Source organism: Sorangiineae bacterium MSr11954, assembly GCA_037157815.1.
GTDB classification, from domain to species: Bacteria; Myxococcota_A; Polyangia; order Polyangiales; family Polyangiaceae; genus Pendulispora; species Pendulispora albinea.
On record CP089984.1, the window covers coordinates 5,632,577 to 5,655,759 of the forward strand.

General features: G+C 65.8%; 15 protein-coding genes. 10 read left to right on the forward strand and 5 right to left on the reverse strand.

Annotated features, from left to right (window positions below):
- Positions 1-18: 18 nt before the first annotated feature.
- The 3 genes from LZC94_21665 to LZC94_21675 all read left to right on the forward strand — a co-directional run bounded on the left by LZC94_21665 (position 19) and on the right by LZC94_21675 (position 2,944).
- Positions 19-783, forward strand: coding sequence for an SDR family oxidoreductase (locus LZC94_21665; GenBank protein WXB19819.1), 765 nt, complete (start codon positions 19-21; stop codon positions 781-783).
- A 128-nt stretch (positions 784-911) separates the two neighbouring features.
- Positions 912-1,421 carry a hypothetical protein gene (locus tag LZC94_21670; protein ID WXB19820.1) on the forward strand — a complete coding sequence of 170 codons (510 nt, stop codon included), beginning with the start codon at positions 912-914 and terminating at the stop codon, positions 1,419-1,421.
- 227 nt (positions 1,422-1,648) lie between these two features.
- Positions 1,649-2,944: a serine hydrolase gene (locus tag LZC94_21675; GenBank protein ID WXB19821.1), complete on the forward strand. Its 1,296-nt coding sequence runs from the start codon at positions 1,649-1,651 to the stop codon at positions 2,942-2,944.
- A 69-nt stretch (positions 2,945-3,013) separates the two neighbouring features.
- Here LZC94_21675 and LZC94_21680 read toward each other — a convergent pair whose 3' ends face one another.
- The 5 genes from LZC94_21680 to LZC94_21700 all read right to left on the reverse strand — a co-directional run bounded on the left by LZC94_21680 (position 3,014) and on the right by LZC94_21700 (position 11,102).
- A complete protein-coding gene (locus tag LZC94_21680; protein WXB19822.1) occupies positions 3,014-4,630 on the reverse strand; it encodes a DUF1565 domain-containing protein in 1,617 nt (538 codons plus the stop codon).
- Between the two features lie 8 nt (positions 4,631-4,638).
- A complete protein-coding gene (locus LZC94_21685; GenBank protein WXB19823.1) occupies positions 4,639-5,616 on the reverse strand; it encodes a hypothetical protein in 978 nt (325 codons plus the stop codon).
- Positions 5,617-5,635: 19 nt separating this feature from the next.
- Complete coding sequence (locus tag LZC94_21690; GenBank protein ID WXB19824.1) at positions 5,636-7,255, reverse strand: serine/threonine protein kinase; 1,620 nt, start codon at positions 7,253-7,255, stop codon at positions 5,636-5,638.
- A gap of 514 nt (positions 7,256-7,769) precedes the next feature.
- Positions 7,770-9,029, reverse strand: a complete 1,260-nt coding sequence (locus LZC94_21695; GenBank protein ID WXB19825.1) for a DUF1565 domain-containing protein — start codon at positions 9,027-9,029, stop codon at positions 7,770-7,772.
- A gap of 639 nt (positions 9,030-9,668) precedes the next feature.
- Positions 9,669-11,102, reverse strand: coding sequence for a serine/threonine protein kinase (locus LZC94_21700; GenBank protein WXB20225.1), 1,434 nt, complete (start codon positions 11,100-11,102; stop codon positions 9,669-9,671).
- A 506-nt stretch (positions 11,103-11,608) separates the two neighbouring features.
- Between LZC94_21700 and LZC94_21705 the strand changes: the two genes are divergently transcribed.
- The 7 genes from LZC94_21705 (at position 11,609) to LZC94_21735 (ending at position 23,157) form a co-directional block, all read left to right on the forward strand.
- Positions 11,609-12,529, forward strand: a complete 921-nt coding sequence (locus LZC94_21705) for a hypothetical protein (GenBank protein WXB19826.1) — start codon at positions 11,609-11,611, stop codon at positions 12,527-12,529.
- Entirely contained in the window at positions 12,436-12,939 is a 504-nt protein-coding gene (locus LZC94_21710; protein ID WXB19827.1) for a hypothetical protein, read from the forward strand. Before LZC94_21705 ends, LZC94_21710 begins: the two co-directional genes overlap by 94 nt.
- Before the next feature lie 341 nt (positions 12,940-13,280).
- The gene (locus tag LZC94_21715; GenBank protein ID WXB19828.1) at positions 13,281-13,628 is read left to right on the forward strand and encodes a hypothetical protein; all 348 of its coding nucleotides are present in this window, start codon (positions 13,281-13,283) and stop codon (positions 13,626-13,628) included.
- A 41-nt stretch (positions 13,629-13,669) separates the two neighbouring features.
- Positions 13,670-15,124 carry a M4 family metallopeptidase gene (locus LZC94_21720; protein ID WXB19829.1) on the forward strand — a complete coding sequence of 485 codons (1,455 nt, stop codon included), beginning with the start codon at positions 13,670-13,672 and terminating at the stop codon, positions 15,122-15,124.
- A gap of 163 nt (positions 15,125-15,287) precedes the next feature.
- Complete coding sequence (locus LZC94_21725) at positions 15,288-19,055, forward strand: hypothetical protein (protein WXB19830.1); 3,768 nt, start codon at positions 15,288-15,290, stop codon at positions 19,053-19,055.
- Positions 19,052-19,591, forward strand: coding sequence for a DUF1318 domain-containing protein (locus LZC94_21730; GenBank protein ID WXB19831.1), 540 nt, complete (start codon positions 19,052-19,054; stop codon positions 19,589-19,591). The genes LZC94_21725 and LZC94_21730 overlap by 4 nt, the downstream gene beginning before the upstream one ends.
- The gene (locus LZC94_21735; GenBank protein ID WXB19832.1) at positions 19,585-23,157 is read left to right on the forward strand and encodes a hypothetical protein; all 3,573 of its coding nucleotides are present in this window, start codon (positions 19,585-19,587) and stop codon (positions 23,155-23,157) included. Before LZC94_21730 ends, LZC94_21735 begins: the two co-directional genes overlap by 7 nt.
- The last annotated feature ends 26 nt before the right edge of the window (positions 23,158-23,183 follow it).

Sequence of the window (23,183 nt, forward strand, 5' to 3'; positions counted from 1 at the left end):
AACCAGGAGTCCGAAATCATGTCTGAATCGCATTCTCTCTCGGGTCGCATTGCCGTCGTCACCGGTGCATCCAGCGGTATCGGTGAGGCCACCGCCCGCAAGCTCGCCGCGCGCGGCGCCTCGGTCGCGCTCTTGGCGCGCCGCAAGGATCGCCTCCACGCGTTGGCCGCCGACATTCAAAAAGGCGGCGGGCGCGCGCTCACCGTGGCCGTCGACGTCAACGACGCAAAGGGGCTCGCCGAGGCGACCCATGTCATCGCCGGTGAGCTGGGGCCCGTCGATCTGGTGGTGAACAACGCCGGCGTGGTGGAGGCGGCGACGTTCGGAGCGGGCCGCATGGCCGACTTCGAGAAAATGATCGACGTCAACCTCAAAGGCGCCGTGCGCGTGGCCGACGCGTTCGCCGCGCCGCTCATCGCAGCCGCACAGAAAGGCGGCCCCGCCGACCTCGTCAACATCTCGTCCGTCGCCGCGCAAGGCGTCTATGCGAACTTCGCTGTGTATTGCGCGACGAAGGCGGCCATCACCCACCTGTCGCGCAACCTGCGGGTCGAGCTCGGGCCGCAGAAGGTCCGCGTCTCCGTGATCGAGCCGGGGCTGGTCGAAACCGAGCTTCAAGGCCATGTGACCGACGACACCGCCAATCAGTGGTTCGAGTCCGCGCGCAAGAGCTTTTCCTGGCTCGCGAGCGACGACATCGCCGAAACCATTGCCTTTGCGACCGCGCTCCCACGCCACGTGAACATCGAGCGCCTGACCGTGCTGCCGACGCAGCAAGTGTAACCGCCGCGGCGCCGGGCATCTCCGCCTGCCCTGCGCCAACCAAGGCACACAATGGCACGCGCACCGGGGGCAATTCCCGCGAAATTTCCCTGGTGCGCCGTGGTGCGGCCCGTGCTTTGCGGGCACGTATGAACGTCGCTTCCTTCCTCCTTCGCGCCGCGCCACTGACCCTCCTCCTGGCAGGAGCCGCCGGATGCGGCGACGACTCCGGTTCGACGTTCGACCCCCCGGTCCCAGCCCATCGCGCCGTCGACAGCTCGACGGCGCGCATCGAGCTCGAACGCACGCAGCTCGGCGCCGCCGCCAAGCCGGGCCAGTGCGGGGGGCATCATGTAAAGCTGACGTACGACCGAAGCACACACAAGGCCACGTGGCGCCTGTGCCAATCGGGCGCCTACTCGGACACGGCGCGTACGCTCACGGAGGATGAAATCGCGCGGCTCGAGGCGTCGCTGGCGGCCATCACGTATGTCTCCGATCCACCTTGCGTGGGGTGGGACGGTCTCGCCACGGCGATGAAAACGTACCAGGCCGATGGCTCGACCAAAACGTACGTGAAGGAGAACATGAACTGCCAAACCTACCCGGCCGCACCGAAGATCGGCGAGACGTTCGATCTGCTCTTCGGCTTGAAGTAGCGGCGTTGAAGTAGCCGCGACGCGCACGGCGCACCACGCACCACGCACCACGCACCACGCACCTGGAACGTCGATCCCGGAACATCGGGTTCCTCGCGGGGGAACGCGTCATTCCGATCCGTGCGGCTTTCGCGCGCAGCGGGCTCGCAAATGCGTCATTGGACTGGAAAGTTCGAGAAAATCCGTATTCCGCGGTGCGGCACGAGCCATGCTCTTTTCGATATTTCATGAGAAGACTTGCGACGATGTTTGCGCTCGCGCTGATCGCGTGCGGCGCGCCCTCGGGGGGTACGAACGAAGGAAGCTACGACCGCGGCGCACCGCTGCCCGGGCCTTCCACCACGCCCGATACGAGCTCCGGCCGGCACGATCCCGGCGCCAACGGGCCGGACGCCAGCACGAATCCACCCGATGCGGGCGCGAATCCGCCCGACGCAGGCGCGCCGTCGTGCGCGGAGGAGACGGCGGCCATCCAGCGGGCGATGGACGCGGCGCATCCTGCAAACAGGGACGCCGTCGCAGCGATCAAGACGCCCGCTTGCGGCGTTCGCTACTTTGCGAGCGGGCCCTCCAAGGTCGATAGGTCCAAGCTTCATCGGATTGCGAGCGTCACCAAGTCGTATGTCGGGGGGGTCGTTCTAAAGCTGGTCGAGGATGGGCTGCTCTCCCTCGACTCCCCTGCGTCGCAATGGCTCCCGGGCATTCCCGGCGGCAACACGGTGCTCGTGCGTCATCTGCTGCAACACACGGGCGGGCTCAAGCCCTTCGACAACACGCTCGGGTTCCGAACGTGTCTTCTATTCGGCGGCTGCACGCCGCAGCAGCTCCTGGATCTCTCCTTTCAGCAAGGCCAAGCTTCGGCGCCCGGTTCGACATTTCAATATACGAATGCAAACTTCGTCGCGCTCGCGGTCATCGCCGAGAAGGTCGCGGGCAAGCCGATCGCCACGCTCCTACGCGAGCGCCTTCGCACCCCTCTGGGCACGCAAGCGACCTTCTTCGCGGGCACGGAACGGGTCGAGGGGACCATGGCGGTCGGGCGCGACGAGGCCGGGAACGATGCGACCAACAACTTGCAGCCCGCGGCGCTCTTCGGGGCGGGCAACATCGTGGCGACCCCGGGCGACGTGCTCACCTGGACCGAGGCGCTCGGGAGCGGCACGTTTCATAGCCCGGCGATCCAGGCGGAGATTGAAAAGGCGATCGCCATCTCAGGAACGAACGACTACAAATACGGGCTGGCGATGATGGAAATCCAACCCAGCGCCACCTTCGGCGGCGGTCTGGGGCGCGGACACAACGGCGATCTCATCCCCGGATACCATACGCAGGCGTTCTACTTCCCGGAGCGCCGCACCACCGTCGTGAGCATCATCGACTACACCCCGTCGGGTTGGCAGCAAAATCCGCAGCCGATCTACGCCGTGTTCCGAGCCATTTTGAAGACGCTCTTCAGCCCGCAGGCGACGGCGGTCGATACGGAGAATACTTCCGTTATGCCCATGGTCGAAGGGTGGCGTTAGTGGCGGCCGGCTGAGGGGCTCTCACCGACCGCAGACCGCGCGCCGCGCGCCGCGCGATTCTCGTGCTCTCTAATTCAAAATGAAGTTGCCGTTGTTTCCGCTCGTCGAGCACGTGCCGGGGTTGGTGATATCCCAATGATGTGGGGGGCCGGCACTTGGGGACTTGGCGTTCGAGCAACCTGCTGTAGGCGTGGAAACGGCAGAGCCTAAAAACCACTTATTTCCGGACACATGAAGGGGAAAAGGAGGAGGAGGAGACCCGGGCGGGGCCACGCGATTGTCGACGATACCGTAGCAAGTCGAACAGAGCGTGAATTGGTTGTTTCCTTGGCTGTCGGGCGTTCCAAGGTCGAACATCTTGAGATCGATGCCGAGATAAATGGCTTGCGAGTTGGGGTAATCCTCTCGCTTATTGACGATGAATCGCGACTCCCGAACCTTGACGGACCACGAGCCCCTGCCCGCGAGCGAGATTCCTCGTACATCGTTGTTGGCGAAGATGCTCCCCGTGATGACCAGCGGCGTATCGTTCGATGGGGCGTCATAACCAACGTAGCCGTACCATCTGTTGTCGTGAACGTTGACATTGGTGAGCATCGCGCCTGCGGGCGAGATGATCGCAGCATGACTCGATCCGGCGGGACCGCCAATGTGATCGATCTCCGTGCTGGTCACGGAGATCGGTCGACCGGACGAATCGATTCCAAAGGTAGCGTTATGGTGGACGTGACAATTCGTGACGAACGCCGCCGCACCATTCGAAATGACGCCCGTCACGTCGTTCTCGTAGACGTTCGCCGCATCCAGTGTAAACTTATGCGTATGCGTCGTCGACGCATTTTCGACGTCGATCCCCGTTGCGCAAGCGTGCACGGAGACGTCTTTGACAGCAGCGTCGGCGTTGACGACATAGACGCCGACATCGAATCCCGATATATCCAATGACTCGATGCGCACGTCCCCTGCGGCCACGAGCCCATAGACGTCCGTAAGCTTCGAGCCAGGCCCCACGATCTTGGTATTCGCCACACTCTCGCCCTTGATCGTGACATTCGCAGGAATGTTCGGCGTAACCTTGACCGGAGCCGAGGTCACGGGCGCGAACGTTTCGCCGTGGGCCATATCGTAGGTTCCATCTTTGAGAAAAATCGTGTCGCCTGCTCCCGCGATGCTCGTAGCCTTGGCAAGCGATCGCACGGGACGCTCATCGGTACCGGTAGACGCGGCGCCAAGATCATTTCCATCGTTGCCCGCGGGAGCGGCCGTGATCGCCGTAATGGTCACCGCATTGGCGACGGTCAACGGCCCTGCGGCCGCCATCACGTTGAGCGGCTGCGATCCGAGCGGAGCGCCATGCGGGATGGATAGCTTGAATGTAAGCTTCGTCGGCGTGTTGGCCACGACCATCCCGTTGACGGCATTCGGCGCGGTGCCCACGGTGACGGCCGTCACCCCGTCGAGGTTCGGCCCCGTCACGTGCACGACGGCGGCCACGTTGGTCGGCTCGGCGCCGTACCCTTGCCGAAACTTTCGCGAAGGGTTTCCCTCGACCTCGACGACGAGCTCCCCACCGGGCAGCCCGCACTCGGCTCCCGAACAGAGATCGGGAACGGCGGGCGGGCACCCGCCCAAGAGGAGGGTCGCGAAACCCCATCCAACGATGGTAACGCCCGTGGCTTTGCGCATGTTCTCACCTAGAAGGATGTCTGAAAGCGAACCCCCGCCATCCCAGGCGAGGTAAGAGGAATGACGCGCGCGGCGCGCTCGACGGGCTTCCTCGGCGACAAAAGCCAAATGAGCCCCCCGGTGACCGCGGCCGCCCCCGACACGCCATAGCCAATCCAACCCAGGGTCGCATTGCGGCTCGCCGCATCCCGGAGATCGTGGAGGTTGGCGCACGACGGACTGTCCGGCACCCGGCACGCGGTAAAGTCGTCTCCAAGCTCGTCCCGCTTGGATCTCGCGCTCAACGAGAAAGCAACCCCCGCCCCGAGCGCCGCAACGGCAACCCCACCCAAGATCCACGTCGCGGCAGGCGGCGAGCCACCCGCGCCGGAGCCCGTGGTAGGTGCTCGCGGCGCTGCATCGTGCGCGGGCGGCGGCGGCGCAACGACCGACGCCGCGGCCTTTGGCGGATCCTTCGGCGGAGGCTCGAACGATACGGTGGTCTCGTTGCCCGCGGCGAGATCGACCTCTCTGCGTTGCGTTCCGGTATCCAACGCAGCCTCGACGACGTGCTTTCCCGGGGCGACGTCGATGCTCTCTTTACGCTGCTCCCGGGAAACGGCCATTCCGTCCAAGGTTACCGTCACCTCGTCGGGCGCATTGATTTGCAAATGGCCGACACGTGATGCCAAATCGAGCAGCAGGCCCTTGGCGCGCGCCTGCTTTGCCGGCTCGAGGCTGGGGTCCGTCAGATAGACTCTCAAGCGCTTCAGCGCGTCGAGTGGACGGTTCGAGTCGGCCTCGGCGACGAGCAGATTCCAAAGGGTGCCCGAGGTCGGGACCAACGCATACGCCTGGAGGAACTCCAGCCTCGCCGTGTCGGCATCGGCTCGGCGGATCGCCTCGAAGGCTCGTTTGTTGTGTTCGGCCGCGTCACGTCGCGCGCGCGCGCTCGGCGCCGAAGGCTGCGCGACCGCCGAATGCGGCTCGAAGGTCGTGGCAGCCACGGCGACGAGGAAAAGAAGGCTACTGGCGCGGCGACGACCCCTGCTCATGCTCGTAAAGTCTTTCGTAGTGAAGGGATGATGGGAGCGCTGCGGGCGATTTCGTTGGATTCTTGGAAACACCCTCGACTCGGGGTCCCACCGTCGCACGGGATGTTTGGTCGGTGGCTACCCCCGCATCGGTCGATGGAGTGGCCGTTTGCATCGAAGCGACAGGCGCGACAGGCGCGACAGGCGCGACGAGCGCGACGATCTGCTGGGATTGGCGCGTCGACGTAGGTTCTGGCGAGCTTGTCTTCGCCGCCGACGTCTCGTCGATGGGACGAGGTTCGCTCGCGCTCTGACGTTGCATATGCGACAAAAAGGCTCCCGTCACGACCAAGACGAACGTCGCGACCAGCGCGAGCCCGGCACGGAGAATGTAGGCCGGCCTCGATCGGCTCCCGCCGAAGGCGAGCGAGGACACCAACACCTCACCGAAAGTGTTCTGCATATCATGGGCGGAGGGAGGTTCGGCAGCCGGTGGGACATTCGGTAAGGCGGGGGGCTCCTTGCTTGGATCATGTGACGCCGTGAGCGTTTCCGAGGAAGGCACTCCGCCACGCGCATCCGGGTTGCGGGTCTGCGCTCCATCACGGGAGGTGTGCTCGACGCGTCCGAAGGCGCTCTCCGGAGACTCCAACAGCTTGCGAAGCTCGGTCGCGAGCTCCGCGACGTTCTGAAAACGTGCGCTCGGCTCCTTTTGCAAACAACGCGCGACAATCGCCTCCAGCGCCATGGGCGCGTCGAGGCGCTTGGCGCGAAGAGGAGTAGGCTCTTGGTGAAAGATGCACGCGAAGAGCTCTCCGAACGATTCGGCGTGAAATGGGAAGCCCTTCGTCACCAGGTGGTAGATCACCGCGCCAAGTGCGTAAATGTCCGTTCGCGCATCGACATACTTGGCACTTCGAATCTGCTCGGGGGACATGAAGATGGGCGTCCCGAGGAACGAGCTGGTTCGCGTGGACATCGCTTGAAGGTCCTCGTTGGCATCGACGACCTTGGAGATGCCGAAGTCGAGCACCTTCACGAGCGGCGTTCCGTCGGGGCGATGGGTGAGAAACAGGTTCTTGGGCTTGAGATCGCGGTGAACGATCCCCGCGCGATGCGCCTCTTCCATCGCCTTGCAAACGTCCAGCACATACGCCAACGCTTCACGGATTGGGAGCGGGCCGCGCTCCTCCAACACGGCCGCGAGATCGGCCCCCTCGAGAAACTCCATGACGATGTACGGCGCCCCGGTGTCGAGCGCCCCGAAATCGAGCACGCGCGCGATATGCTCGCCCCGCAATCGTGCAACGGCACGTGCCTCCCGATTGAACCGGTCGCGCGCTTCACGGTTCTCGACGGCGTCGGGGCGCATGAATTTGAGCGCCACGAGGGATCCGAGATGCTCGTGACGCGCCACGACGACAATCCCCATGGCCCCCGCGCCGAGGATACCCTCGACCCGATACTTCGATGCGAGGACATCGCCTATGCGAACGGGGAGGTTCACGGACGTAGGTCCGATAGTACACGATTCGACCCATTTCGCGGTGTCCGGCGTCGCATATCCATTCAGGTGCTTTTTACAACTTCGGGGATAGATGCATATGCACAACTATGGCTGAGGCATCCACGAGGTCCGTTCGTCATCCGGCCCATTGAATGGTTGCGCTAGCACGCGCCCGCTCTCGACGTCGCGTTCGAAGGTGGAGCCGCATGTGAAAAACCGTGGGATGGTGGCTCATTTCGACCATCCTGGGATCGGGCGCCTGCACGCCGGGAAGCCTCGACCGCTCCCACGAGACCATCCTCCGCCCTCCCCATGACGGTGCGCGTGGATGCGCGTGACGCGCCGCGAATGATGCGGCACCCCCACCTCCGAGGGCCTGCCACGTTAGCGCCGCTGCCCCTCCTTTATTATCCGAAATGGATCCCGGGTGACCATGGACCATTCGGAGATGTGACCGATATCGCTGGACGGCGGATCGTGGACGGCGGAAAAATCGCTGCCGTGGCGGCCGATCCCGAGCGAGCATCCAAGTTCGCGGTGAACGCGCCCCGGCGCGTCGCGGCAGGACGCGCGGCGTCGCTTCGTGATGATCGCTGCGGAGCGGCTTTCTCGTGACCCCCTAGTTGACGATCACGTTTCCAGTGTGCTTTCCAGTGGAAAGGCATGTGCCGGGTTGGTCGATGCGCCAATGATATGGGGGCTTGGGGGTGCTTGGGGAGTTTTGGTTCGAGCATCCGCTCGGAGGGATGGCGGAACCAGCGTCCCCCCGGATGGTCCAGGTGTTTCCGAACACGCGGATGGGAGGAAGAGACTCCGACGTGGCGTTGCGAGCGTTAACGATACCCTCGCCATTCCAACGGATGGTGAATTGATTCATTCCATGGCTGTTCTCCGTTCCAAGATCGAATTGGGTGAAGGGCACATTGACGAGAACAACTTGATTGTTGTCGATGAATCGCGAGTCGCGAATCTTGACGGACCATGAGCCGGTTACACTGCTGCCAAGTAGCACGATTGCCGCGAGGGAGTTATTCACGAAGGAACTGTTCGTCACGACCAGCGGCGTATCCGGAGATGGTGTTTGCACACCACGGTAGCCGTACCCGGCGTTATCTTGAATATTCACGCCGGTGAGCGTCGCGCCTCCGGCACCCTCGATCCCGGGGCCACCTCCAGCTTGGCCGGCCCCGTTGTGATCGATCTCCGTGTCGGCCACGGAAATCGGCAGGCCGGATGAACTTATGCCCGTCGAGGTATTCTCGTAGACCCTCGACGCGTCCAGCGTAAACTTGATCTCGCGCGTTTCCGTTGCCGACTTTTCGACACGCAATCCCGTTGTACAAGCGTGCACGGAGACGTTTTTGACGGCGCCATCGGCATTGATGAGAAAGACCCCAAAGTCGAACCCCGAAATATCCAACGTTTCGATGCGCACGTTCCCCGCGGGAACGAGCCCGCAGACACCCGTGCTCTTCGAGCCGGGCCCCATGATCTTGGTACCGGCGACGCTCTCTCCCTTGATCGTAACATCGGCAGGGACGTTCGATGTAACCCGAAAGGGTGCATTCGTCACGGCCCCAAACGTTTCGCCGTGGGCCTCATCGTAGATGCCATCCTTGAGAAAAATCGTGTCGCCCGCCCGCGCGAGGGACGCGGCTTTTGCGAGCGATCGCAGTGGTCTCTCGTCGGTGCCGGTCGAACCGATGCGAACATCGCGCGCATCCTCGCCCGAGGGGGCGGCCGTGATCGCGGTAATGGTCACGGCATCCGCAATGGTCACCTGCCCCGCGGCCGTCGTCACGTTGAGCGGTTGCGATCCGATGGGGGCGCCATGCGGAACGGGCAATGTAAACGTAAGCTCCGTCGAGGTGCTTGCCACGATGACCCCGTCGATGGCATTCGGCGCATTGCCGATGCGGACCGCCGTCGCGCCATCGAAGTTGTGCCCCGTCACGTGCACGACGGCGGCAACATTGGTCGGCTCTGCGCCGTACCCCTGCCGAATCCTTCGCGACGGATTGCCCTCGATCGCGATCGAGCCCCCTCCCCCGGGTGATCCGCACTCGGCCCCCGAACATAAATCGGGAACGGCGGGTGGGCATCCGCCCACGAGCAAGGTCACTAGCCCCCACCCAACGATGCTCATCCCGTTGGCTTTGCTCATGGTGTCCCCTCGAAGTGTGCTTGGAATCGGACGCCCGCCATTGCAGGCGAGGTCCAATGCGTTCCGTTGCCGAGCGAGGCCTCCACGACATTCTCGCGTGTTTCAACGCTTCGATCGGACGATTCGAGTCCGCCTCGGCAATGAGTCGATTCCAAAGCGTTCCCGCGGTCGGGACCCAGCCATACGCCTGGAGGAACGCGAGCCTCACCACCTCGGCGTCGGTTCGACGTCCCGCCTCGAAGGCTCGTTCGTTGTGTTCGGCCGCGTCGCGCGCGCTCTCTCGGCATCGATGGCCGAGCCGCCGCCGAGCGTGGTTCGAGCATCGCGGCCGCGGCGACAACGAGGAAAAGAAAGCTAACGCCTGGACGTCGGCCCCGGCTTTTCATCGTAAAGTTCTTCATACGGAAGGTGTGATGTGGTGGCTGCGGGAGTTTTCGTTGGTTTCTTGGTGCGACGGTCGGGTCGCGCTCGGACAGTCACACGGGGTACGTCGACGGGGGCTCCCTTTGCATCGATCGCTGGAGCCACGTCTTTTATCGAAGCCGATGGTGCGGCGGTCGCGCTCGTGGTGGGGGATGCGCTCGCAGGCGCAACGTCAGCCTGCGTGGTCTCTACCTGCAACGGCACCTCGACCCGAGGGGGTACCTTCGCACGCTGACCCCGCAGATGCAGCAAAAAGCCCCCCGCCACGATCACGATGAACGTCGCGATGAACGCGAGAGCGCCTCGACGGCGGACGTACGTCGGTTTTGACTTTCTCGAACCGAAGGTAACCGACGACACCAACACGTCACCGGAAGTGATCGGCACGTCGGGTGCGGAGGGCGGTTCGGCGGCCGGTGGTTGACTCGGTGCAGGGGGCATCACCCTGCTTGGATCACGAGACGCTGAGAGCGTCTCCAGAGAGGCTGCTCCGGCGTGCGAGTCGGCCCCACGGGGGTGCTCTTCCTCCGCGGGGATGGCGCCCGGGCGATGGACATCCCGCGCCGAGCTTTCCATCGACTCGACGACCGCGCGAAGCTCCGCTGCGAGCTCCGTTACGCTCTGAAAACGCGCCTTTGGATCCTTTTGCAAACAACGCGCGACGATCGCCTCCAGCGCGATGGGCGCATCGGGAAGCGCGGTGCGGAGAGGAATGGGTTTCTGATGAAAAATACGCGCGAAGAGCTCTCCGAACGATCTTGCACGAAACGGGAAACGCTTCGTCGTCAGGCGGTAGATCACCGCGCCAAGTGCGTAAATGTCCGTTCGTGCATCGACATACTTCGCACTCTGGACCTGCTCGGGGGACATGAAGATGGGAGTCCCTAGAAACGAGTCCGTCCGGGTGGACATCGCATGCATGCCATCGTTCCCATCGAGGAGCTTGGAGATGCCGAAGTCGAGCACCTTCACCAGCGGTGTTCCATCGGGGCGATGGGTGAGGAACAAGTTCTTGGGCTTGAGATCGCGGTGCACAATCCCGGCTTTATGAGCCTCTTCCATCGCCTTGCACACGTCCAGCACGTAAGCCAACGCTTCCCGGATTGGGAGCGGACCGCGCTCTTGCAGCACGGCGGCGAGGTCGGATCCCTCGAGGAACTCCATGACGATGTACGGCGCCCCCGTGTCGAGCTCACCGAAATCGATGACGCGCGCGATATGCTCGCCCCGCAATCGCGCGACGGCGCGCGCCTCCCGATTGAATCGCGCGCGCGCTTCATCATTCTCGAGCGCCTGGGGAAGCATGAATTTGAGCGCCACGAGCGATCCGAGGCGCTCGTGACGCGCAGCGACGACGACCCCCATGCCCCCCGCGCCGAGGATGGTCTCGACCCGATACTTCGATGCGAGGACGTCGCCTATGCGAACGGGGAGGTTCACGTATGCGCTCGATCATACACGATCCGAGCGCTTTCGCGACGTCCGTGCCCGCATATGCATTTAGGTACTTTTCACAACTTCCAGAATAGCTCGATAAGCACAACCATTCACCCGCCCATCGGCATAGAGCCTATCCCGTCGCGCCGACCGATTGTCGCATCGGCAAATTTCAATTCAACTGTGAATCGAAGGCATTGAGGGTACTCGCCCCCTGGCTTGCTCATGCCGCACGTCAGCGCGTAGCATCACGTGCTCGCTGTGTCCCTTCGACACGCATCGACGTGAAAACGGGGCGAGGTGGCAACGACGGAGCCAATCAAGCCATGAGAAAAACCGCACTATTGTGGCTCATTCCAACCGTTCTGGGACTGGACGGTTGCCCACCGGAGGCCTCGGCCGCCCCCGTCCGGCCACCATCGATTCTTCCTCCGATGACGGTGCATGTCGATGCGCGTGAGGCTGCGCAAATGGTTTTGCACGCCAAAATTCGGGTGCCCGCGAGGCCTGGGCCGTTGACCCTCGTTTATCCGAAGTGGATCCCCGGCGACCATGGCCCGACGGGGAATGTCGCGGACATCATGGGGTTGCGCATTTCGGCCGGCGGAAAATCGCTGCCTTGGCGGCGCGATCCCGAGCGAACATCCGAGTTCGCGGTGAACGTGCCCGCTGGGAGCAACGCGGTCGACGTCGACCTGGATGTCGTCGTCGAAACACGGTTTGGCGCGACGGCGGGGGCATCCGATCTCAATTGGCATCGCGTGGTGCTTTATCCAAAAGGGGCTCGCCCGCGCGATTTGCAGGTCGAGGCGCGCGCGGATATCCCACCCGACTGGCGGTATGCCACACCTTTGTCGGTAGCCTCCGAGGGCGGAGGTACGCTCACATTCAAGCCAGTTTCATTGGAGATGCTCGTCGATTCACCCGTGATCCTGGGGCGCTATGGCCGCTCGATCGATCTGGGAACGGCCTTGGGTGCGCCCCATTCCATGGAGCTGGTGGCGGAGACGGAGGACGCGCTCGCGGTGAACGAGAAGCAGATCGCCGCGTACCGCGCCCTGGTCGGCGAGGCTGCGGCCCTTTTTGGTGCGCGTCATTATGACAGATATACCTTTTTGTACTTATTGAGCAGCGCCGTCGAGGATGGCAGCGGCTTCGAGCACCATCGTTCGAGCCTGGATGTGGCGCCGGCCAGCATCTTCTCGAAGGAGGACGATTTTCGCTCGGCGCGGTGGCTCCTCGCGCACGAGTTCGCGCACTCGTGGAACGGAAAGTACAGGCGCCCAAAGGGCACGCCACATTCGACTACCAAGAGCCGTTGCACGACGAGCTGCTCTGGATTTACGAAGGGCTGACGCAGTATTACGGCTGGCTTCTCGCGACCCGCAGCGGCATCGAATCCGTGCAAGATGCAAAGGACGAGCTGGCGACCATCGCGAGCGCGCTCGATACCCTATCGGGCCGTCAATGGCGGCCGCTCGGCCCCGCCGCCCGCGCCGGATTGCAGCCCGGGGCCACGGTGGTGGCCGTCAATGGCCGAAAGTACGCGGCGGATGTTTTGCGCAAGGCGATTGCCGCCAGCAAAGGAGCGGATTCGTCCATCGAGCTCCTTACGGAGCGGGATGGCCTCTATCGAACGTGCCGCGTGAGCTGGAACCAAGGCGGCCGCTATCCTCACCTCGAGCGCAATCCGACCAAGCCGGACCTTCTCGCGGCCATTTTGGCTCCGCGTGCGCGAGCGGGCGCGGCGGACGGCAAACGTTGATCGCAATGCACCAAAGGAGAAATGCACCAAAAGAGAGAGGGCCGGCACGCGCCGCATCGCGTTTGCGACACGCACCTTCATCGAGCCACGTCACCCGAAGACGGGCCCGCGTCCGCCGTTGACGCAACGTCTTCCTCGTTTGGTCTCGCTTGGCCGGATTGGCTCTCGTCTGGCGCGGTTGGCCTCGGGCTCGAGCTTCCACCACCTCCCCGCGGGCGTGAGGGGCGTGAGGATCGCGTGAAACAGCGCGATGTTCATCGGTACGGGTATTGCGACCTCAACTGCATTTGCAGACGACGATGCACTAGGCCAACCCACATTGACTCAATCCGAGGTCACCCATGCAGACGACATCCGTTTCCTCGACCACGTACTATTACGACGTGGTGCTCGCCAGCGACGTTCCTCCGGGGACCACCGTTCTCGGTAGGATTTGCACGGTCGAATTCACCTACCCCGATGGCTCGAAATCCACACGGTACACGGGCAGCGTCCTCGATCTGTGCACGCGGAGCATCATCCGCATGCAATCGAGCGACGGCGATATCGAGCCGGCGTGGGTGGGCGCCAACGGGGGCGAGCTGGTCGTCGATACATTGCCCTCCGTCCGCGCGGCGATCACCGGGTTCACCAAGCAGATCATGCTCGCTACGTCGGACGACGACGGCAAAGGTACCGCCGTGCATTGAAGTGCGCAGATATCCCTTCCCTTTCCACCGCGAGGTCCCTCATGAAGTTGGAAATGCCGGTCATTCACCGTTCATGGCTTTCGCTCGTGGGGCTCACGCTCCTGGCTTGTTCGTCCAACGACGCGGGCCACGTCACGGAGCACTCCGCGCCGTCGGGTATTTCGGATCTTTCGACGCTCTCCGATCTTTCGGCTTCGTTCCGCGAGCTCCACGCCGATCCCAAGGAGCTCGTGGTGACGAAGGAAACCACCGACGAGCAGGGCGACGTTCATACGCGCTATGCGCAGTTCAAGAATGGGCTCCGGGTGATCGGCGGTGAGCTCATGGTCCATCGGCGCGCGGGGAAGGTCTATGCCGTCAACGGCAGCGCCCGAGCGGATCGCGAGGCGCCGGCGGCGCCGGTTCTTTCTCCGGCGCGAGCCATCGCGCGTGCGCTGGCCGGACGGATCGGCGCCCGAGCCGAGCCGCATCCTCCCTTGGCCTATCGCATCGACGACGCGGGCGATTCGCTCGCCCTCGTTTACGAGGTGAACGTGACCGGCACGGAACCGGATGGCTCGCCCGTCGTCGATACGGTGCTGGTCAACGCCGTGGATGGCGCGATCGTAGACACGATTTCCCACATCCAGGGCGCCAAGCTTCCCGTGGTGCATACCTGCCGTCCGGACCCTCGCAAACCGCCCCTCAACCTTCCGTGCCCGCTCGCGATTTCGCCAGGACCCGGCTCCGATCCGACCGTGGACGTGAACTATTTGAGGCTGGGATCGGTGTATGATGCATACAATGACCTTTTCTCGCTTGATACCCTCGGCGGTAGCGATGGGAAGTTGCATAGCGCCGTTCACTACGGTGGCAGCGGCGCCACGCCCACGTTTTGGAATGGCTCGCAAATCGTTTTTCGCGATGGCGATGGCGCCAACTTTTCGGCCCCCGTCGACTCGATCGACCTCACCGCTCACGAGGCGACCCACAGCATGATCGATCGCAGCTCGGCCTTGAGGTACTCGGGTGAGCCGGGCGCCTTGAACGAATCGCTCGCGGACATCTTTGGTGCGGTCGTCGAATGGTACACGCGCGGCCGGGTCCTGGATGCACGCACATGGCAGTTTGCCGAGGACGTCTACACGCCCGGCATCCCCGGTGACGCCCTTCGCTACTTGAATGATCCGAAGAAAGACGGTCGTTCTATCGATTATTACCCGGACTTCGACGCGGGCGTCGACCTGCACTACGCCTCGGGCATTGGAAACCTTGCCTTCTACCTCTTGGCGCAAGGTGGCAAGCACCCGCGCGGCAAGACCACCATCACCGTCAACGGTGTCGGCTTCGAGAAGGCGTTCCGGATCTTCTATCGCGCAAACCGAGATTTCTTCCTCGAAAACACCACCTTCGCGCGGGCGAAATCGACGACGCGCCTCGCCGCCACGAATCTCGGCTACACGCGGGACGAGGTCGAGTCCGTCGCGGCCGCGTGGGCCGCCGTCGGCGTGCCTTGACCCGGGTGCGCGGCATCCGACACCCCCAGGTGCGCGGGGTCCAAGAATTGAGTAGAGTGCGCCCGTACGGCCCATCATGGGTCGACGGATGCGCATGCACGAGAGTGTCCCCCCGGCACACGAACCCCGATTCCGCACGCGGCGATGGCGGTGGCTACGCCGGGTGCTCCTTGGCCTCGGGGTCCTCTTCGCGGGCGCGGTCATCGTCGCCTTGGCCGTCCTTTACAACCTCGATCACCCGTGGATCAAAGGGCGCGTGCGCGCGCTCGCGCACTCCATGGCGGGGATCGACGTCGATTACCACGCGGTCCATCTGCGGCTGCGCGAGGGCATCACCATCGACGATGTCGTCGTGCAGTCGCCTGCGGAGGTGCGGGCCGTCGCGCCCGAGCTTGCTCGGATTGGCCGGGTTGAAGCGGGCTGGTCATCGGCTTTAGTCACCGGAAGCGGACGCCGCATCGCACGGGTCACGGCGACGGATGTCGCGCTGACAGTCGTGCTCGACGAGAACGGAAGGACATCGTTCGATGGCCTTGGACCGCAGGGGCCGGCCACGTCGCCGCCGGAGCCGAAGGTGCCGCTCTCGCACCGTGCGAGCACGTTGGATTCGCTGGCGCCCAAGCTGCCAGCCATCGACGTCACGGGCCTCGCGGCCACGTTGGTGCGCACCGATAAGGGCCAGGTGATCGAGCGCATGGCGCTCAAAGGTGTCGCGCTCCATGCGGGCGCGGAGTCCGAGGGCGGCGCTTGGCATCTGCGCGCGACCCTCGGGGCGGCGTCGGCGCCGCTCGATCTCGATGTTGCACGCGAGCAGGGCAGCGCGCCGGCAGGCGATGCCCACGGGCGCTTTTGGCTGGCCGCGGATCTGACGTCGTCCGAGCTGACGGCGACCGTCGATCTCGAGGTCCCGAAGCAGTCGTTCGTCCAAGGCCTGGGCGCGACCCACGTGCTTCATGCGGAGGCGCGGGCCCGCCTCGATCCGGGCCTCGGAAGAACGACGATCGCGATCCCGAGCGCCCGGGGCGCGGGCGGCATCGTGACGGTCGAAGGCGCGCTGGAGCTGCCGGATGCGGGGCCTCCCTTCGTCCGGCATGCGGCCGGAGACGTCGATTTCGTGCGGCTCTTGGCGATGCTTCCACACGATCTCGTGCCGGTGCGCCCCCGCCTCGGGCGCGGGCAGCTTCACTACCGGGTCGACAACCTGGCGCTCGATGCGTTGCCGCGCTTGAACGCGGACGCGAAGGTGGCCATCGATGCCGACTTCGCGGACGTGAAGCTCGATCGGCCCGAGGCCGATGTCGACGTCGGCCTCGCCAAGCTGTCGGCGCATGTCGAGCCGGCGGCCGATGCGAGCTTGACGGTGAAGGCGTCGCTATCCATCGACGAGGGAACGATCGCCACGCGGACCGACAACGTTGCCATGAAGGGCGTTGCCCTGGACGTGATGGCCACGCAAGCGGGCGATGGCGCGCTCACCGGCAACGCGACCCTCGACGTCGCGGCGCTCACCTCGGGGGATCGGGCGCCGCGCGGGGGCACGCGGATCGCGGCGCGCGGGGGGAAGCTCGGGGTTCGGGTCGAGCGGCTCGCCATCGATCGCGCGGCGCCGCTCGCGAGCCGCGGTGCCATCACGGTGACCACGGAGCTCGCGTCGCTCGATCTGGGGACGCCTTCCCTTCGCGCGAAGCTCGATCGGCTCACCCTTCGCAGCCAAACGTCGCTCTCGGGGCGCGCTCCGTATGCGCTGAACGCGGACGTGAACGCCGCGGGGCTCGAGCTCACGGACGCGGGCGGACATCCCCTCGCCCAAACGCCGATTCATGTGGGCGTGGCCATCGATGGGGCGCAGCCCGATCTCGAACGCCCGCGCGCGAGCCGCGGGACGGCGCACGTTGCGCTCGAGGCGGGCGCCGTTCATGCAAAGTTGGACGCGACGAAGGGCGTCGACGATCTTCAGCTCGCGCTCGAGTCGAACGCGCCCACCTTGGGGCCCGTGCGCCCGTTCTTGCCGCCGGACGTGGCGAAGAAGGTCCCGCTCGAGCGCATGGCGGCCACCCTTCGATCGCGCGGGCGGGTGGAGCGGATCTTCGGGGCGGCGCCGTCGCTGGAGCAGCACGCCGAGATCGCGATCGAGCACCCGGCCTACGAGAAGGTGTCGGCCCGCTCGGTGGCGCTCGTCCTCGACGCCAAGGGCTCGATGCTCCACCCGGCGCTCGACGGCGATGTGCGCTTCGAGAAGCTCACGGTCGACGGGGCGAACGCCAGCGACGACCGCGTGACATTTGCCGCGGCGCTCGATCGCGAGGCGCTGGCGCTCCAGCTCCGGCTGGCCACCGAGGGGCGCGCGCAGGCCAAGCTCTCCACCGCGCTCGCGTTCGATCGCGACCGGCGCGCCGTCACGTACGCGATCGAGGGGAGCGCCGCGCGGCTCGCGCCCTTGGCGACGTTTGCGTCGGTGGTGCCCGCGCTGCGAGGGCTCGACCTCTCGAAGCTCGAGGTCGGGGTGGCCGGGCACGGCGCGCTCGTGGGCGCCGTCGCCGACGTGGATCGCAACGGGGTGCTGCGACTTCAGCCGGCCTTGCGCCGGACGGCTTGGCTCGATGGGTCGCTCGATCTGCACGCCAAGCAGCTCCACTGGAGCGATGGCAACACCGCGCTCCGGGCGCCGGAGGTCACCCTCGCGGCCAAGCTCGGGACCAAGGGCGAGCGGCGAACGGTCTCGGGCCACCTGGCGATGGGCGCGCTCCATGTCGCCAGCGGTACGCGCGACTTCGACGTGGCCGGGCTGCGCGACGAGATCACCGCGTCGCTCGAGGGCGATCTCGCCGAGCCGCGCATCGAGCTGACCCAGCGCACGGCGGTGGAGGCGCTCAAGCAGGACGTCGTGTCGATGTATCCGATCGGCCATGCGACCGCCGCCCTGGTCGCGCGCCGCGATCGCCATGGCGTCATCCAGGTCTCCAGCTTGGAGATCGCCAATGGCGCGGGCGGGACCAAGCTCTCGGTCGCGGGGGCCTTCGATCCCAACGAGAGCCAGCGCCGCCTGGCCCTGCGCGGCACCCTCCATCAAGATCTCGCGCGGCTGTCGAACGCGCCGGGGCTTTTGCAGGGACGCGGCACGAGCGATGTGGCGTTTCAGCTCGAGTCGCCCAATCTCTCCACGTTTCGCGTGAGCGCCGATGCGCGGGTCGCGGGCGCGACGGTGCGCTTGCCGCGCTCCGGCGTGGTGGTCGAAGGGGCAGACGGCGAGGTGCCGATCTCGGTGGCCCTTCGCGTGGGCAAAAACGGGGTGCGCATGATCCGCGAGGACCGGGACAATCCGTTCTCGGCGCTCCGGTTCGCCGATCAGCACCCGCTGCTCAGCCGCGGCAGCTTCATTTCGATTCGCAGCTTGGTGCTCCCGCAAGTCTCGATTTCGCCGCTGGTGGGCAACCTGCAAATCGAGCAAAACATCATTTCGCTCCGCCAGTTCGAGATGGGCATCCGCGGCGGGCGGGTCACCGGACTCTGCGCGCTCGACTGGAACGGCGAAGAGTCGACCCTCGACATGCACGTGCGCGCCGATGGGGTGAAGTCGTCGCGCGGCGAGCCGTTCTCCGGCAACGCGGCGCTCGCGATCTCGGCGGGCGAGCACAGCATCGAAGGGCGCGCCGACATCCTGCAAATCGGCAAACGGCATTTCATCGATCTCTTGGATCTCCAGGATCCCTTTCACGCCGATCCGGCGTTCAACCGGGTGCGCAGCGCCCTCGGCTTCGGGTACCCCGATCGGCTTCGCGTCACGTTCAATCACGGCTTCGCGAGCGTCCACGTCACCTTCGGTGGCCTGGCCCGGCTGGTGAGCGTCGGCGACATTCGCGGAATTCCCATCGGGCCGCTCATCGATCGGTTCGTGGGCCCCGTCTTCCCCTCGTCCAAGAGAGAGCCATGATTCGCGTCCTCGTTCTTGCATCCCTCGCCCTGGCGTCGCTCGGCTGCATCGGCGCGCCGGAGATCGTCATGGTGGACCGGGCGACCGCGCTCGAGCAGCAGGCCTCCGGCTCCTTCGGCGACTTGGAGCGCAAGCTCAATCGGGTGAGCGTCGCGCCGCGCCCCGTGCCCCTGACGCCGAAGCAGTTCGAGGCGCTCGGGATCAAGCCGGTGCGGTTCACCGACGCCACCGAGCTGACCGACGCCGATCGCATCGACGGCCTGCTCGTCCAGCACTGCATCGGCGAAGGTCGCGACGGTCTCTTGGTCGACACCTACGGCTCCTGCATCGGGACGGCCGACCACGAGGACTCGATCGAGCTCGTCCAGCGCGTGAACGGCGCCCGCACGCAACTCTGGCGCTGGATGCACGAGCAGCGCCCGGCCGCGTCCCTGGACGATCTCCGGCGCACATGGCGCGAGGCGCACCTCCGTGGGGTCGTGTGCGGCGCGTGGATCGAGGGCGAGGCCGAGCGCTGGGAGGCCAAGCGATGCTGATCCGGCGCGTCGCGTCCTCGGCGCTGGTGCTCGCTGTGTGCGCGGCGGCGGGCGGGGCTCGGGCGCAAGACGAGGAGAAGGACGGGGTGCGCCGTCCGGAGCGGCTCACCGTCGGCGTGGCCGATCAGTTCCTGGGCCAGCTCGCGCCGAACAAAAAGACGCTCTACTTCGTGTCCAATCGCCATACCACCAACGAAATTTACGCGCAGAATGTCGACGACGGGCGCGCCAAGGCCCTGTTCGACGAGGGCGCGGAGGTGACGTGGCCGCGCGTGAGCCCGGACGGAAAATCGCTGCTCTACATTTCGTACAGCGAGCACGCGACCGGGCAGCTGTGCGTGCGCGATCTGCCCTCCGGTGAAGGGCGCCGCTGCCTCAGCGGGTCGTCGTCGCCGCTCTTGGCGGAGTGGATCGATTCCAAGCGCATCGTGCTGGTGGCGCGCGTATCGATCGAGGGCGATCTTCGCGCCCTCGAGGTGTCCGCCGGGTCGAAGCTCGCCGCGCGGCCGCTGCTCGATCGCAACTTGACGAGCCCCGCGGTGTCGCCCGATGGGCGTTGGCTGGTGTACGTGCCGCTCGAGCGCGGGGCTACGCGGGTCGTCGGTCCGGCGTTTCAGGCGCGCGCGGCGCACCGGCTCGAGGCCGTGCGGCTCGATGCGCCGTCCGCATCGTCGGCGCCGTCCGCGTCGTCCGCGTCGTCCGCGTCGTCCGCACCATCTGCACCGCCGGCGCCGTCCACGGCGACGACGTTGACCATCGACGTCCCCGGTCTCACGGGCCAGCCCGTCTTCGCGCGCGATGGGCGCTCGCTCTACTTCGTCCAGTTCTTCACCGACTCGAACCACGACGGCGTCGTCGACGCCGGCGACCATGGCGTGCTGTTTCGCGCCCCGCTGTCGTTCGGCGCAGATGGACGCGGCGCGCCGGTGGCGGGGGCGCCGGTGCAGCTCACCGACGAGTCGTGGAATTGCCAGTACCCAGCGCCGACGCCCGATCGGCTGATCACGACGTGCTCGCGGGGGCGAAACCTCGATTTGTATTCGTTGCCGCTCGACGGCCAAGTGCCGGGCAATTGGACCAAGGAGCGTTTGGGGCTCGAGATCGAGCTGGCGAGCTCGCACGCGCGGCTGCAGATCCTCTACCACCACCGGCTCGCGCTGGCCACGAACCTGGACGGGCGGCGGTTTCTGATGTTGCGCCTGGTGCGCCTCCACCTCGAGCTGGAGGAGTTCGATGCCGCCGATTTCTACGCGAAGCGGGTGGGCGCGCTCGACGATCCCGAGAGCGACGCCCTCGCAGAAGCGCTCTTCGTGCTCATCGAGCACCGCAAGGCCTTCCGCGACCGCGAGCGCGGGCGCATGGTTCGCGACTTCGACGAGCAGTCGCGCGCGCGCATGGCCAAGCTGCCCACCCCGCCCGACGACAGCCGCGCGGCGGCGGTGCTCACGCGCCTCGTGCGCAGCGAGATCGCCGACAACATCGGGGACAAAACCCTGGCGCGCTCGGAGCTCGAGGCGGCGCCGCTCACCGACAAGACGCCGCGCTCGGTGCTGGAGGCCTACTACGAGCGCGCCGACGAGCTATACCGCCAGCTCGACGACCGGGAGGCGCTCATCGCAGCGTGCCGGCGCCTCGCGGGCCGCAAGGGGCTCGCGCTCGACGATCAGCTCCGCTATGCGCGCGCCGCCGTGCGCGCGATGGTCCGCGGGCTCCCCGTGGCGGAGGCCGACGCGCGCCTCGCCCGCGAACGCGCGGCGATCCCCGGCGACTCCGAGCTCGGCTTCGCGATCGATCTGGGGCGGATCGTCCTCGCCATCCGCCCCGAAAAGAACGCCGAGGTGCGCAAGAAGTTGATCGATTTTTACGAGCAGCACCCCGGCATCGAGCGCCGGCGCGTGATCGTGCTCGACGCCGTTCAGCGCGCGATCCAGCTCGACGCGGATCCGGTGGTCGAGGCCATCGCGCAGGAGTACATCGACGACGTCAAGCCCGGCACCCAGGAGGCTCGCCGCGCCGAGCGCCTCTACACGCAGGTCATGATCGGGCGCGCGTTCCGCCGTCGCGCCGCGCAGCGCCTCGATGAGGCGCGGGTCATCTTCGAAGAGGTCGCCAAGCGAACGAACTCCTACGAGGCGGTGGTCGGGGCCATCGATCTGCGGCTGCGCGCGGGGCACAAGCCGGCCGCCATCGAGGCCGAGTACCGCGGCCGCAAGGGCGAGGACGCGGAGGCGCTCGCCCACTTCGTGACCGCGTATTTGCTGGCGCGGCAGCTGCCGAAGCTCGAGGGCGAGGAGCACGCCAAGGCCGTGAAGCAGGCCATCGACTCGCTCATGGGGGAGTGGGCCGAGCTCAAAAACCAATGCATGGCGCGGGATCTGTACGGCGCGGTGCTTCACGAGGACTACCTTCGAACGGGCGATCGGGCGTCGGCCGAGCGCGCGGGCACGCATTATTTGGTGGCGATGGAGCTCTCGGGCAACAACCTCCGCTACCGCGCGATGGTGCTCGGGCAGCTGGGGCTCCTGCACACCCAAGTCGGCAACTACCGCATGGCGCTCGGGTACCTGAAGGACCGCGACAAGCTCCCTTACGCCGAGAACTCGGAGGGCCTCGCGGTGCGGCTCGCCAAGGCGCGCTCGCTCCTCCACGTCGGGCGCGAGAAGGACGCGGCCACCGCCGCCGAAGCGGCCCTCGCGTCGCTCGATCACGCACCGCCGCGCCTCTTGCCCTATCGGATCATCGCGCTCGATCGCGCGGCGCTCTACAACCTGGCGGCGGGCAACTTCGACCGCGCCATCGCGCTCTACGACGAAGAGCTGCCGCTCCTCGACCTCGATCGGGGGCCGGCCGCGGCGCACAATCGCTTCGTGGTGCGGCTGGCGCACGCCGCCGCCGCGCTGGGGGCCAAGAAGCCCGCGCGCGCGCTCGACGATCTGGGCCAGGTCGATCGCTTGCTCGACGATCGCAAGTTCGCGGCGACCTTGGCGTGGCCTCACGCCGAGAACGAGCAAGTCGTCCGCTCGTACCGCACGATCGCCGCGGGGCTCCGCGCCCAAGCATCCCAGGGGCTCGGGCAGCCCGCCGCCGCGGCGCGGGCGCTCGAGACGCGCCGTTCGCTGCTCCAAAAGGAGTACGAGCGAACGGACCGGGTGGAGGATCTGCAGGCGCTCATGCTGGCGGAGGCGCAGCTCGCCGACAACGCCATCGAGCGCCACGACGCGGCGACCACGGCCAAGTCGATTGGAAAGGCGCTGGAGCACGCCGGCACCTTGCGCGAGCTCGCGAAGGGCGCGCCCTCCGCCGATCAACTCGACGTTTTATGGCTCGCCGCGGAGCTCTCCGCCTTCGCCCCCGCCACCAAGACGCCCGATGTCTCGAAGCGCCTGGAGCAAGAAATGAGCGAAATGGTCAAACAGGGGCTGCCCGCCTTTCGCCATTACGTTCGCTGGTTCGAGATTTATCGCACGTTGATGGGGCCCGTCGCGAAGGAGAAGAACACCGCGAAGCCCGCCGCCGCACCGGCCGCCGCGCCACCCCCTTCCGTATCCACGGCGGTTACGCGGTAGCTCCGCCGTCGACCGTGTGAGTCCAG

Excerpts from the sequence above, each read along its gene's own strand:
- LZC94_21665 (WXB19819.1), top strand. The coding sequence starts at position 19 with ATGTCTGAATCGCATTCTCTCTCGGGTCGCATTGCCGTCGTCACCGGT.
- LZC94_21715 (WXB19828.1), top strand. The coding sequence starts at position 13,281 with ATGCAGACGACATCCGTTTCCTCGACCACGTACTATTACGACGTGGTG.
- LZC94_21680 (WXB19822.1), bottom strand. The coding sequence starts at position 4,630 with ATGCGCAAAGCCACGGGCGTTACCATCGTTGGATGGGGTTTCGCGACC.
- LZC94_21735 (WXB19832.1), top strand. The coding sequence starts at position 19,585 with ATGCTGATCCGGCGCGTCGCGTCCTCGGCGCTGGTGCTCGCTGTGTGC.
- LZC94_21670 (WXB19820.1), top strand. The coding sequence starts at position 912 with ATGAACGTCGCTTCCTTCCTCCTTCGCGCCGCGCCACTGACCCTCCTC.
- LZC94_21730 (WXB19831.1), top strand. The coding sequence starts at position 19,052 with ATGATTCGCGTCCTCGTTCTTGCATCCCTCGCCCTGGCGTCGCTCGGC.
- LZC94_21705 (WXB19826.1), top strand. The coding sequence starts at position 11,609 with ATGACGGTGCATGTCGATGCGCGTGAGGCTGCGCAAATGGTTTTGCAC.
- LZC94_21675 (WXB19821.1), top strand. The coding sequence starts at position 1,649 with ATGAGAAGACTTGCGACGATGTTTGCGCTCGCGCTGATCGCGTGCGGC.
- LZC94_21720 (WXB19829.1), top strand. The coding sequence starts at position 13,670 with ATGAAGTTGGAAATGCCGGTCATTCACCGTTCATGGCTTTCGCTCGTG.
- LZC94_21700 (WXB20225.1), bottom strand. The coding sequence starts at position 11,102 with ATGGGGGTCGTCGTCGCTGCGCGTCACGAGCGCCTCGGATCGCTCGTG.